This window comes from Mucilaginibacter sp. L196, from assembly GCF_009765905.1.
Taxonomy (GTDB): Bacteria; Bacteroidota; Bacteroidia; order Sphingobacteriales; family Sphingobacteriaceae; genus Mucilaginibacter.
In genome coordinates this window covers 483,421-496,888 of record NZ_LMUO01000011.1, presented here as the reverse complement: position 1 = coordinate 496,888, position 13,468 = coordinate 483,421, and the positions used below count along the sequence as shown (strand labels likewise).

Here is a 13,468-nt window from a genome sequence, read left to right as displayed (position 1 = left end):
CCTATGGACTTTACCCCGGGTATACTTAAGGTTAAAGATTACACAGTTTTACTAAATAAACAGGTACACACTACACTTGTAAAGCAACTGGCATTGTACGTGGTACTTTATAGCCCTATACAAATGGCCGCTGATTTGCCTGAGAATTATGAAAAATATGCAGATGCATTCCAGTTTATTAAAGATGTAGGTGTTGATTGGGATGATACAAAGATCATTCAAGCTGAACCGGGAGAATATATTACTACCGCCCGTAAAGAAAAAGGGACAGAAAATTGGTTTGTTGGTGCAGTTACTAACCAGGATGGGCGTGACGAGGTTGCTCCTCTTGATTTCTTAAATAAAGGGCAAAAATACATAGCAACCATATATGCCGATGGCGCGGATGCTGACTGGGACAAAAACCCGGAATCATATAAAATAACTTCTTATTTAGTTGATTCAGATACCAAACTCAAATTAAAATTGGCGCCGGGTGGCGGTGCTGCTATTAGCATTAAACCGGTAAGCGAAGATACTAAAGGAATTGAAAAATATAAATAATGCCGATCAACTCGAGTGATTTCAATTTAGTTGGTTTTAGTAAATAACATCGGGTCAAAACAAAATAGTTTTTTTTGCATTTAATGATTATCTTGTGTTAAGCCCAAGCAACATGCTTAACATAAACATAATATTAAATTCACATGAATTTGCTATACATTTGGCACACAAAATTTTATGAAACAACCAAAACAAAAATCCCCCGTTAAGTCGGCACGTAAAACCGCAAAACTGGATATACAACAACGCCTTATAGCAACAGTAAAAGCGATAGCTTTAAAGTTTGGCCAGGACGAAGGTAAACTAACAGAAAAGTTCCAGAAAAAATCAAAAAAACTGGCTAAAAAAATATCTGAGGAATTAAAAATAGCCAAACCTGCTGCAACTAAGAAGCCTAAAGAGGTTAAAGCGCCATCTTCTGCAGTAAAACCTGCAAAAGCAAAAGCGGCTGAAACTCCTGCTAAAAAAGAAACAGATATCAAAACAGCTACAAAACCTGTTGAGAAAAAACCTGTTGTAAAAAAGGTTGCTGAGAAAAAAACTCAACCGGCAAAACCAGCGGCTACTAAAAGCAAATAATTAAGCTTATTTAAATCGGCTACTGCCTCTGATAACTTCTTTGATCTAGAAATCAAAGAAGTTATTTTTTTATATACCTGTTGTTATTACAGCTGTATTGCAATGTATCAATAAATCTTCTATAGGTTTATATTTGGGCTGCTAAAAAACAGCAACCCAAAATATCATGTATTACTATTTGGCTGCCGCCCAAAAAATGGCATTGGTAAATAAAGTCTTGTAATCTTTACTTTCAAATAATATAGGTGAATGGCCCATGAAAATATATACGTTTCGGGCTTTGTAGTTAAGGTTTGTCCAAACCACGGGATGATCCCCTCCCATTTTAATATCAGAGTTTGGAACGTAGGTTGATTCATCAACAGTAGCTAATACATGCACATTTGGCCTTGGGTCTTTATCATACGTATACCATTCTTCTTTCTCCACTGTAAAGGTCGGCGAGACATCCTTCATAACCGGGTGCTGCTTATCTTCCACATCAACAGTAGCTTTTGCAAAGGTGGCTATATAGTTTTTAAACCTAATATTGCCCATAAACTGGTGAAACCAGTCCCACATTGGGTAGCCATCAAATTCGCCGATCAGCGTAGCATGGTGAAACCCTATCCATCCTCCCCTGCCCTCTGTAATATATTTTTCAAAAGCTGCTACTGCTTCAGGTTTCCAGGCATAAGGCGCATAATCAAGCTGAATAAAGAGTTGGTATTTGGATAGAAATTTGTCATCAATACTATCCGTATTTTGGATATAATCGATGCTAAAGTTGCTATCTACAGCCAGCTTATCCAGCCAAACCCTTGCAGCCTTTGAATACTCAATATGGTGCCCGCCATTTTCATAAAGAGCGATCACATGAAACCGGGGGGCTTTTGTTTGTGCATTTGCTATGCTCAGGCTAAACACGCAAAATAACAGCAGCAAGAGTTTTTTCATAAGTAGATGTTTAATAAATTTAGCTAAAGCCAATTTATTGGCCCCTATATCAACATAACTGTACAGAGCTTGGTTCAAAACCGTTAGTCATCGTTTAAAAATACACTATTTTAACCTTTAATTTAATGCAGATCTCATGAGTTATCTCAAAGAATTAACCTAAGGCTGTTTGTTTCATCAAATCTCAAACACAACATCTACTAATTTTAATCACTTTCTAATGTCATCTTCATCTTAACTACAGATTTTTATTTTATACTTGCCAATTATAATGCCCCTACTTATGCTATCGATTAAGTCCTACTTCATTAATAACCCATCTTCGTCCCAAGTTTTCTTGTATGGCGGAATTATTGTGAGTTTATGGCTGATTGAAGCCTTTGTGTTAACATCTTCATGGAAAGATAAATGGAAACATACACTCACCAATATGTTTTTCATATTTACAGCCTTACCGGTACAGCTGTTTATGACAATTTTTGTGCTGATGATATGTGTTTGGTCACTTAGTCATCATTGGGGATTATTATTTTTATTACCGTATTCCAACAGCATATTTGTGAAGTATATAGTAGGATTTGTGCTACTTGATTTTTGCGAGTATATCTACCATGTGGTTATGCATAAGGTTAAATCATTGTGGAATTTTCATTTAATACATCATAGTGACCTTGATCTTGATGTATCAACCACAGTGAGGGAACATCCGGTAGAAACCTTTGTCAGAATGTGTTTTTTAATTATCTGGGTATTTTTGCTTGGAGCATCATTTGGCGTTTTACTACTGCGCCAAACGATACAAACCATTGCCAATATTACATCACACACACAATTCAAACTTTCGCCTAGAGCTAATAATATTGTAAGCCTGGTTTTTATTACCCCTAATTTACACCATGTACATCATCATTATGAGTTACCTTATACCGATTGTAACTATGGGGATGTATTAAGCATTTGGGATAGGATTTTTAAAACCTATTATAATGATCTACCTAAAAGCGAAATCACATTCGGTATTGATTCACACATGGATAAACAGGTCAATTCAAATTTCATTAAGGTATTAAAAATTCCATTCACAAAAAGGAACTCTTAACTTCATTTGTGCATACCATTCCATTATATTAGTACATTAGTTCTTCAGAATTAAATCAAAATGTGCCTATATCTTCATTAAAAATACTTCATTTTGTATGCTATCTGTGCTAAAGTGCCTTTTGATATTTGCATTAATTTATAGCCCGGTACTACTGCATGCTCAGGATGAAAAGTTTGTACCATTAACCAAGTATCCCAAAACTGATACCGTTGCGAAAAAACAGCCCGATTCTTTACAACAGCTAGATGTATACGATATTATCGGCTCAATATTTGGAAATAAAAGGAAGACTAAGAACGATACTATATCAACAAAACCAGTTTTTTCAGTAGTACCTGCATTAGGTTACACTTTGCAATCAAAATTAGCCTTAACTCTTGCCGGGAATGTTGCCTTTAGAACAACTAAAGATTCAAAAATATCAACTATAACCATTAATACGGCCTATACCCAAACCAAACAAATCATTATTCCTATCCAATCCAACATCTGGTCAAATAACAATGATTATGACTTTATCGGAGATATACGCTACCTTAAATACCCGCAAAGCACATACGGCTTAGGCAGTAGTTCCAATATTAGGAATGAAGATCCGATGGATTATGATTTCTTCAGGTTTAGTGAAATTGCTTTAAGGCGTATATGGTCAGATTTTTATGCAGGAATTGGATATATAGCTGATGTGCACTGGAATGTTACCCATAAGGGTCCGCTGGATGGCGCACCATCTGATTATGTGAAATATGGGGCTATGGCACACTCAATATCTTCCGGCATCACTTTAAATGCTTTATTTGATAGTAGAGATAACTCCATTAACCCTTATCGTGGCTTTTATGCATCACTGCAATACCTTGATAATGGAAGTTTTATAGGCAATTTGCACAATTGGCAGGCTATGGTTATTGATGTGCGCAAATATTTCAAATTTCCTTCAAACTCAGATAATGTATTAGCATTTTGGTCATATGATTGGTTGGTGTTAAAAGGCAATCCGCCGTATCTTGATCTGCCTGCTAATGCATGGGATACTTACAGCGGAACCGGAAGAGGCTATATACAAGGCCGTTTTCGTGGCGCACAAATGGTGTATATGGAATCGGAATACCGGTTTAAAGTGACCAATAACGGCCTTTTGGGCGGTGTTGTATTTGTAAATGCGCAATCATTTTCTGCAGCGCAAGGAACAAATCTGCAATCCATTCAACCTGCATTTGGGCCAGGGTTACGCATTAAACTGAATAAAGTTTCCCGTACGAATATAGCAATCGACTATGGTTTTGGCCGCGAGGGGTCAAGAGGGATGTTTATAAACGTTGGCGAAATATTTTAAGTTTAGATTAAATACTTTTTTTAATTTAGTATTCAAATCCTAGATTATGTTTTACTTCCTTATCATTATTGCTGTTATCTTTTTCATCACACACGTAGTGTTGCTCCTAACTGCTTTCCCACAATCCACACTGGCCCGTAAAAGATATTTCTGTTCGCATGTCACTTTGTGGATCACCGGCTTCATCGTTTTCGCACTGGCCTTACTTTATGCTGGTTCAGGTCGTTCTGGCTTTCTCGACTATTTTAACACACCTATAAAAATGGGGATGATTATCATTTTCACCTTCGCGCTTTCGCTCATAGCGCACCTTATTGTTCGACTTGTTGTATTGCCTTTATTAGAAAGACGTTAGTCCGATTTGATATTAAAAATATCTTTCTCCGAATGATTGAACTTTATTATTGAAAGCAAGTATTATCAGGGTGATATTAGTGTATAAACACCCTGCATATACTCGGCTTCTTCCATAGCAGCCTGAAAATCCTCCCATTCTGTTAAGCTAAATGTAAAACAAATGTCGCTATGTGGAGTACGCAGCACCAACCTGTCTTCTCCATCAGGGAAAGGAAACATACTTTCTTCTACATCCAGCCCTGAGGTAAAATTCTTAAACATTTTAAACTGTTCGGGTGTAAAATTCAACAGCAGGTTCCGGAGCCAGATATTCATTATCTTACACTCCATACATTGACTAATGACAGTGGCGCATTTACGGCTTAAAACGATGGTTTTACACATAAGCTAACAATTAGTGCCTGTCTTACCTGCATAGATAGATAATCAACCGCAGGTAAGCAGGACTTTATATTTTTAATAATTCATTGTATTTATTCTAGCTGGGGCCTTGGGTTTCCAAATCTTCCGGCAGATAACAATTAGCGGAATAATCATTGCCAGCCATGATAACCAATACCATATACCTGTACCCAGCAAAGCAGCCAGTAAACCAAATAATATCAACACAGATAGCAGTAAAGGAATCCGCCAGATTTTCTTAAAATTTTGTTTCATGGGTTGAATTTGTAGAATAAGTTTCTGTTAATTCTGAACCGGCCATCTGGTCAAAATAATCCTTATAAAATTTACGGCGCACAATCCAGAGATAAACGCCACTGACCAGCACTACGATAGCTACTAGATCAAACAGCACCCAGATCACTTTTAGCGGTGTACTGCCGTAGTTACCAAAATGCAGCGGCCGGGAAAGCTCAAGCGCCCGCAGATATACAGGCATTTTCACCACCGCTGCAAGTTTACCCGATTTGGCATCAACCAAAACAGGGCTGTACAACTGCGAAGTAAGCGGTGTGCTTCCTTTTGTCCAGATCAGGTAATGGTAAGGGCTGCCGTAAACGCTGCCCGGATACACCATGCTCATTACCTCCATGCCGGGTAATGCTTCTTTGGTAGTATTGTAAGCTGCCTGAGCAGAACTCAATTCGTTTTGCTGAATTAATGGCTTGCCATGATATTTACTTAGCATCGCTTTTACATCAGTAATCTGCCATAAGCCAAACAACGGTGTGGAAAGTTCATTCATCACGCCTGTTGCGCCAACTACAAACAGCCATATAGCAGTTGCAATACCCAATAGGTTATGCAAGTCGAGCCATTTGAGTCGCCGGGATTTATCCTGCCTGATGGTGCCGAAGTCCAGTTTTTTCATAAAGGGGCCGTACAATACGACCCCAGAAATGATAGAAATTACAAACAACACCCCTATCAGCCCCAAAAACAGTTCACCCGGCAAGTCAAGGAACAATCCACGATGGAGATCGAGCATAGTATCGATAAAACTTGCCGATTTTTGGGAGAATGGCGGCTCATCGTTCAGCAGCTTACCTGTTCGGCTGTCAAATTGCAGGGAATGGCGCAACGGATCATCCGGGTTCCAGCCCGGTGCCATATTGACCAATACCTGTGGCTCATCATCATCCACAAAAATGAAAGTGATCAGTTGTTTGGGGTAACGCGTGTGTGCAATCTTAATCATGCTATCCAAATCGGCCATTGGCGTATCCTTCGGCAGGTTGGCATAATGAGTTGGGTTGAGCCACCCTTCAATCTCATCTCCAAAGATCAATGGTAAACCGGTAATACATAGCATCAGCAGAAACAAGGTGCATATCAGGCTCGACCACCGATGCCACCAAAACCATCTTTTGATATTTTTTAATTGGGCCATATTAAAACTTTACTGCTAAGGTTGCCGATAACCGGCGCGGCATCTGCGGAATGATGGTATCGTAACCAACCCAATATTCTTTGTTCGTCAGGTTATCTACCTTCAAACCAATCCTATATTTAGGCTGATCATAAAACGCGGTAGTATTAAGAACGGTGTAAGCTGGCAAAGTGAATACCCCATCAGATTCGTTAATAATATTATTCTTGCAGGCATAGTTTCCGCCAAAACCGAAGCCCAATCCTTTCGCATCTCCCTTCGTAATAGCATAACTTAACCATAAATTGGCAACATCAGCAGGGCCAGCGCTAACGGGGCGGTAACCATCCAAAGTAGCATCGATGTTTTCATATTTACTATCGTTATGTGCATAACCGGCCACTATATTAAATCCGGCAAATGGATTAGCGATCACCTCCCCTTCTATTCCTTTACTGTATTGTGTACCGTTCTGGATCTCAAATTGCGGAAAATCAGGATCAGTTCGCAACACATTATTTACTTTAATATCATAATAACTGATGGTACTGGTTATTTTACCATCAAGCAAGCTCAGCTTTACGCCGCCCTCCAATTGATTTGCCTCTTGAGGCTTAAATGGATTATGGTCGTGATCGCTTCCGTTCTGATTCTGAAAACCATTCATATAATTCCCGAACAACGATACCTTATCTTTTAACAGCTGGTAAACCAACCCAAGTTTTGGCGATAGCGCTGTTTGTGCATATTTACCGGTTGTTGTATCGGCAATATAATTGTCATCACCTCTATTGTCAAAACGGTCAACCCTCAAACTTAACATGGCAATAAACTTATCAGTTAAGTTGATCACATCAGAAGCATAAGCTGCATAATCATACTGGGTGTTTTTGTCACTGCTGTAGGGTACTCCAGCAAGCTTGGCATTCAATGAATTTGCATTTAGTGCTCCATATTCCGGATCTGGCCCGCTGATGCTGACCGTATCAAAAGCTAAATAGCCAAAAGATGACTTCTCTGTATAGCTAAGCAAGTCGAGCCCGACAATCAGCCTGTGGCGTATGCTACCTGTTTTAAAATCGCCGATCACATTTTCCTGAACTTCGTAATCAGTAGTCATATCCGGCCCCGGGTTTTGATACCTTACAACCTTAGTATCCCCCGGCAATACAGAAGCCCAGGAGAAATTTCCGTTATTAGCAGTATTGGTATAAGAAACATTAGTTTGTGATTTCCATTGGTCCGATATTTTATAATTGACAGATGAATATACGCTGGTTGTCGGTCTTGATGCTGTTATATCATTATTGGTAAAAGAGCGATCATAATCAAAATGCAATTGTTGTGGAGTAGTTACTTTAAAACCTACCTCGGGAAAAAAGCGGAATGGAACCGTCCCATTTTGACTATAAATTTCTGCGTCAATCAGGATAGAAAGCCGGTCATTAACCTTATAGGAAAAACTGGGAGCTACGAAAACATGATCACTAAAACCGGCATCCTTAAAGGTGCCATCATGTTCATCAGCCACGTTAATGCGGAACAGCGCTGTCTTATCTGTATTAACAGGTGTATTCAAATCAAGCGTTAACCTGCTTAAACCAAAACCGCCTGCTGTATAATCAACTTCTCCCTTAAAAGTGTCGAATGGTTTTTTAGTCACTCTGTTAAATAAGCCACCGTACGAAGTGTAACTGCTGCCAAACAAAGTAGCTGATGGCCCTTTTAGCACTTCTATTTTTTCCAGATTGGCCGGATCTACCGTTGACTGCATATAAGCAGCCATGCCGTTTCGCAAATAAGAGTCTGTCACAAATCCCCTCGAGGCAAAATCACCTCCTGAACCATCGTCCTGCAAGAGTAGTGTAACGCCAGGCACGTTCTTTAATGCACCGTTCAAATCCGTTACCATTTGCTCTTGGATCAACTCTTTATCCACAGTAGAGTATACTTGCGGGTTTTCGAGGTTATCCAACGGCATCTTGGCAACATAGTCACTTTTTTTTGCAGCGAACTTATTGTTCTTTGTTTCCTTGATTTGGACCTCATTAAGTTGTTGGCTGCTCTCCGTCAGAACAAGGTTAACCAAGGTGGTTTCTCCTGCTTTTACTTCTACTTGTTGTGTTTGTGAAGCAAGCCCAATAAAACTGGCCACTAATGTATAGTTGCCTGGTTTGATATGATTTAAATGGAAGTTCCCTGCATCCTTTGCTGTAGTTCCCGCATGAGTTTCTCTCAGCGAAATGGTTACAGATTCGGCAGGCTTACCATCGGATGTTTTAACGGTGCCATGAATTGTTCCTGTTTGTTGTTGAGCAAATGAGAATTGAAAATAAAATATCAGAGCGATACACCCAAGCCATCTAAAGGGCGTGGTTAAATTGATGTGTTTTTTAAATAGTGCGGGAGTACGTGTATTACTGCATAGTAATAAAGATTTCATAGTTTTGCTTTGAATGATTAATTGATTGAAGAATGAATTAGCATTTGCCCGGTGTGAAGTTTGGCGACGAATCACTGGGCTTTTTTATTTATATTCTATTTAAGGAGGATTGGAAGCAGTTGGATTATTCATGCGATATAAGTAAGTATATCACAAAGTAAGTCCTTATTTAGAATAAATCCAAATAAAAATAACATCAATTCAAACAATCAATATGATATGAGTTATTCTAGGATTAAATGGTGTTGAATAGCTGCAAAATAGTGCCTACGCCGGGCCATTTTCTTTATGCAAACTGCAAGGAGGGTAATTTATCTCCAAACTTAAAAATGCCGCTATAATTAATAGCGGCATTTTTATTCGCGAAGAAAAAAGGAGATGCAGGATCTTCGTTAATTATGAAGATATAATTAACGAACGTAAAAGGATATTACCTTTCTGATGTCTTTTGACGAGGATGCTGCCATGATCTTATATTCGCCCGGTTCAACAACCCATTTGTTTAACTTATCATCAAAATAAGCCAGGTCATTTACCTTAACATTCATTGAAACAACAGCGGTTTTACCCGGAGCTATCGCTACTTTTTTAAAGGCTTTAAGTTCTTTATCAGCTCTTAATATGGATGAATTTACTTTTTTGATATAAAGCTGAACGACCTCTTTCCCCGCAAGGCTACCCGTGTTTTTTACAGCTACGGCTACAGCTATCTTATCATTAAGCTTATAGTTCTTTTTATCGGTTGATAAACCGGTGTAGGCAAAATTGGTGTAAGAAAGCCCGTAACCAAAACAATATAGCGGTTCGATATTTTTGGTATCGTACCAGCGATAGCCTACCAATATCCCTTCTTTATAAGTGGTGTTAAGATTTTCGCCGGGGTAACTATTTAATGCAAATGCAGGTGAATCATGCAATGAAACCGGGAATGTAAACGGCATTTTGCCTGATGGATTAATAACACCTTTCAATACATCGGCCAGCGCATTACCCGCCTCTGAGCCATTAAACCATGACCAGACAATCGTATGGTTTGATTTTTTGATTTCATTGAGATCATATGGCGCGCCTGCCATTATTACAATAATGGTATTGGGGTTTACGGCGGTTACCGCGTTAACCAGTGCCTGCTCACCAAAGGGAAGCGCAAGAGTTTTGCGGTCATGCCCTTCGCTTTCGTACTCGCGGTTGGAGCCAATGCATAAAATAGCTACATCAGTTGTTTTTGCAAGTGATACCGCTTGATCTATCAGTGTTTGGTCGGGTTTATCAGAACCGGCATTTTGTTCATCTGTATTATTGGCTAAATAATTAGCTTTATAGCCTTGTGCAAATTTAATATCGGCTGTTTGCCCAAACCTCGACCGGATGCCCGCCAATGCTGTAACTTCATATTTCGCTTTCACACCTGCACCATAACCACCCGAAGCAAATGTCCGGATAGCGTTATCACCAATTACCGCTATGCTTTTTATGTTGTTTGTTTTTAAAGGAAGCAGATGCGCATCATTTTTTAACAGTACTATCGACTCAGACGCAATATCATAAGCAGCTTTGCCATGCGCAGGTGTTGAGATAGATCCTTTTGGATGATTTGCACTCATGGAGGTATGGTACATTACCCATAATATCCGCCTCACTTTATCATCAATCGTTTTCTCTGAAACCTGGCCTGTTTTTACAGCGGCCAGCAGCGGATTAGCGAAGTACCATTGGTCGTACGGTCCGCTCGATCCCATCTCAATATCCAGGCCATTGTTAGCCGCGGCTATGGTATGGTGAACACCGCCCCAATCGGATATTACTGCACCTTTAAAGCCCCATTCCTTCTTTAATATTTTATTGAGTAAAAAGTCATTCTCAGAACACCAGTAACCATTCACTTTGTTGTAAGCTGACATGATGGTGTAGGCGTTACCTTCCTGTACAGCTGCTTTAAAGGCCGGCAAATAAATTTCGCGCAAGGCCCGTTCATCAATTTCCTCGTTGATATTGTTACGGTTAACCTCCTGGTTATTGGCCGCGAAGTGTTTTACACAAGCCGCCACATGCTGGCTCTGAATACCTTTTACAGCCTGCACCGCTAACCGGCCGTTCAAATATGGGTCCTCGGAATAGTATTCATAAGTACGGCCATTAAGTGGCATCCTGCAAATATTAAACGCGGGCGATAGCATCACATCTTTTTTACGGGCATTTGCTTCCTGCCCGATCACAACGCCATATTTGTGAGCCATATCAGGGTTCCAAGTAGCGGCTATTGCCGAACCATTTGGAAGAAAGGTAGCCGAATCGGTTGTCCAATTGGCAGAGTTCCAGTCGAAGCGTTTTATTTCTTCCCGGACACCTAATGGGCCATCATCACAGGTTAATTCGGGTATCCCTAAACGCTTTACACCATCTGAAGAAAACAACGCATTGCCATGAAGCATCGCTATCTTTTCTTCGAGCGTCATCTTTTTAATTACCTTATTAATTTTAACCTGTAAAGCGGCCTCGTTTTTATCTTGAGCTGAAACATTGCCAAACAGGAAAAGGGCTACAACGCACGCTGTTATATATTTTATCATTTTTTGATCTTATTTTTATTTATTCGGGTCTATTTTGCATCAGCCACTAAAAATATAACCGACATTGGCGGCAATGCTACTTTTATACCTCCCTGAATGAGACCCGCTTTCGCGGTGATCTGCGTATAATTGGATGGGCCGCCCGATACAGATGAAGGACCAACGCCATTAATATATACTTTGCGCGAAAATTGGCCGTTGTCTGTACCGCCAACCAGTACGTAATAATAATAGCGTGTGCCTGGCGCGAAATTTTGAATATTGATGCCGACTACCTGCGATGCTAAACCCCTGTTAACCACTACCACCCCGGCCTGGCCTGAGGTAAATGAAGATGCATAGCTAAACACATCCGAACTACCGGATACCGTTGAGTTAACCATCCTATCGCCGAAGTATTTTTGGAAGTAGTACATGTGGTAAAACGATGGGCGGGGATTCCATTTAGTGGTGTTATCCGGTTCATCGCCCAAGCTAAACATACCCTGGTCATCACCACCATTCCAACCGTTTGCCAAATCCCAGCGGCTGGCCATGCCGAAATTATTTTTTAATAATTCGCCTAAAACCATAGTGGCATGCATACCCGCTATGTTTGATACCATTTGATCTGCACCTGTTGCAAATATATTCCATTCGGTAAGGGCTATTGGTTTTGAGGCAACGCCACCCTTTTGTTCTGAGCTATTCACCCAGGTCATGATAGCTTTTGATTCCGTTACCGGGGTGGCGAGGATGGTCGCAGCAGTTTCGTTATCCGAACCAGTGTAATAATCATGCACAATGTAAAAATCGGGGTAATTACCCGCTGACGCAAACAAGCCTGAATTCCAGGTCGGATCGGTCGAGTTATAAGAAACAGGGTTAGTGATTTGCGCGCCAATTTCTATCTGGGCTCCTATTTGCTTTGCCGCGTTTCGCATAGAATCGGCAAATACTTTAAAGTGGGTTCCGTAAAGTGCGCCAGTAATTATTTTAGGCTGACCGTCTTGATTCTGTGTGACATCTATTTGATAGCCTGCTTGCCACGGGCCGCCACTCTCGTTGCCAATTTCCCAATATTTTGTGCGGCCATTATCATACCTAACCCAGTTGGCCGCCAAATGTGCCGCAACCTGGTCGGGATGGGCGCTGGTGCCATAACGGGCATAACCATAATTCACGGTTATAATGCCAGTACTGTTAGTTTGCTGCAATGCTAAATAATAGTTATCTAACGAAAGCGTCCAGGCGGCGGTATTATTGCCCAACCAGTATGCTGCAGCAACACTGTTTCCATTAGTGTCATATAAGTTAGCCGGAGCATCGGCAGGCACTACACCGTTCCAAAAATAAACGCTGGAAATATTGCCGCCCGGAAAGCGTAATACATTCGGTGATAAGGTTTTTATATTATTTATTAAACCTGTCTCGGTAACCAATTGCCCTATGTAGGGATTGGTATTATTACCAAACAGGTATTTCGAAACCTTGGTAATCACATTACTATAGTCAACATTTACGGTTACCGATGCTGTTGCCGATGGCTTTGTAGTATCGGCATAAGATGGTGTAGTGAACGTTTTTGGTGCCCAGTCGTCTAAGAAAAAACCCATCGTTGCCGCAATAGCGGGATCCGTTTGCGCCTTGATCGTTACAGTAGTATCCCCGCCGCCAGGTGTTACAGGAGTGGGATTATTGCTTTTACTTTTTGAACAGGCTGATAAAGCGAATAAGCCAAGGGCATAGTATTTAAAGTGGGGTATATGCTTCATTTATAGTTTAATTATAAGGCGTATCAGCATGAAAAAAA

11 protein-coding genes are annotated in these 13,468 nt (G+C 40.3%); 5 read left to right on the top strand and 6 right to left on the bottom strand.

Annotation, left to right across the window (positions count from 1 at the left end; all coding sequences use genetic code 11):
- A partial coding sequence (locus GSQ74_RS09620) for a glycoside hydrolase family 97 C-terminal domain-containing protein (RefSeq protein WP_254060841.1) occupies positions 1 to 543 on the top strand: 543 nt, incomplete at its 5' end.
- Between the two features lie 177 nt (positions 544 to 720).
- The gene (locus tag GSQ74_RS09615; protein ID WP_158992589.1) at positions 721 to 1,122 is read left to right on the top strand and encodes a hypothetical protein; all 402 of its coding nucleotides are present in this window, start codon (positions 721 to 723) and stop codon (positions 1,120 to 1,122) included.
- A gap of 174 nt (positions 1,123 to 1,296) precedes the next feature.
- Here GSQ74_RS09615 and GSQ74_RS09610 read toward each other — a convergent pair whose 3' ends face one another.
- On the bottom strand, positions 1,297 to 2,058 hold the full coding sequence (locus GSQ74_RS09610; RefSeq protein WP_158992588.1) for a ThuA domain-containing protein: 762 nt from the start codon (positions 2,056 to 2,058) through the stop codon (positions 1,297 to 1,299).
- 283 nt (positions 2,059 to 2,341) lie between these two features.
- Between GSQ74_RS09610 and GSQ74_RS09605 the strand changes: the two genes are divergently transcribed.
- From GSQ74_RS09605 to GSQ74_RS09595, 3 genes are all read left to right on the top strand, one after another.
- Positions 2,342 to 3,157: a sterol desaturase family protein gene (locus tag GSQ74_RS09605; protein ID WP_158992587.1), complete on the top strand. Its 816-nt coding sequence runs from the start codon at positions 2,342 to 2,344 to the stop codon at positions 3,155 to 3,157.
- Between the two features lie 121 nt (positions 3,158 to 3,278).
- Positions 3,279 to 4,496, top strand: coding sequence for a hypothetical protein (locus tag GSQ74_RS09600; RefSeq protein WP_158992586.1), 1,218 nt, complete (start codon positions 3,279 to 3,281; stop codon positions 4,494 to 4,496).
- 46 nt (positions 4,497 to 4,542) lie between these two features.
- Complete coding sequence (locus tag GSQ74_RS09595) at positions 4,543 to 4,851, top strand: hypothetical protein (protein WP_158992585.1); 309 nt, start codon at positions 4,543 to 4,545, stop codon at positions 4,849 to 4,851.
- 65 nt (positions 4,852 to 4,916) lie between these two features.
- On the opposite strand, the gene GSQ74_RS09590 is transcribed toward GSQ74_RS09595, so the two are convergent.
- The 5 genes from GSQ74_RS09590 to GSQ74_RS09570 form a co-directional block, all read right to left on the bottom strand.
- Positions 4,917 to 5,237 carry a DUF6686 family protein gene (locus GSQ74_RS09590; protein WP_158992584.1) on the bottom strand — a complete coding sequence of 107 codons (321 nt, stop codon included), beginning with the start codon at positions 5,235 to 5,237 and terminating at the stop codon, positions 4,917 to 4,919.
- 256 nt (positions 5,238 to 5,493) lie between these two features.
- Positions 5,494 to 6,684 (bottom strand): PepSY domain-containing protein, encoded by a 1,191-nt coding sequence (locus GSQ74_RS09585; RefSeq protein WP_158992583.1) that lies wholly within the window; start codon positions 6,682 to 6,684, stop codon positions 5,494 to 5,496.
- Between the two features lies 1 nt (position 6,685).
- Complete coding sequence (locus tag GSQ74_RS09580) at positions 6,686 to 9,106, bottom strand: TonB-dependent receptor (protein ID WP_158992582.1); 2,421 nt, start codon at positions 9,104 to 9,106, stop codon at positions 6,686 to 6,688.
- A gap of 410 nt (positions 9,107 to 9,516) precedes the next feature.
- On the bottom strand, positions 9,517 to 11,676 hold the full coding sequence (locus tag GSQ74_RS09575; RefSeq protein ID WP_158992581.1) for a glycoside hydrolase family 3 C-terminal domain-containing protein: 2,160 nt from the start codon (positions 11,674 to 11,676) through the stop codon (positions 9,517 to 9,519).
- A 29-nt stretch (positions 11,677 to 11,705) separates the two neighbouring features.
- Positions 11,706 to 13,430, bottom strand: coding sequence for an alpha-L-arabinofuranosidase (locus GSQ74_RS09570; RefSeq protein ID WP_158992580.1), 1,725 nt, complete (start codon positions 13,428 to 13,430; stop codon positions 11,706 to 11,708).
- Positions 13,431 to 13,468: the final 38 nt, after the last annotated feature.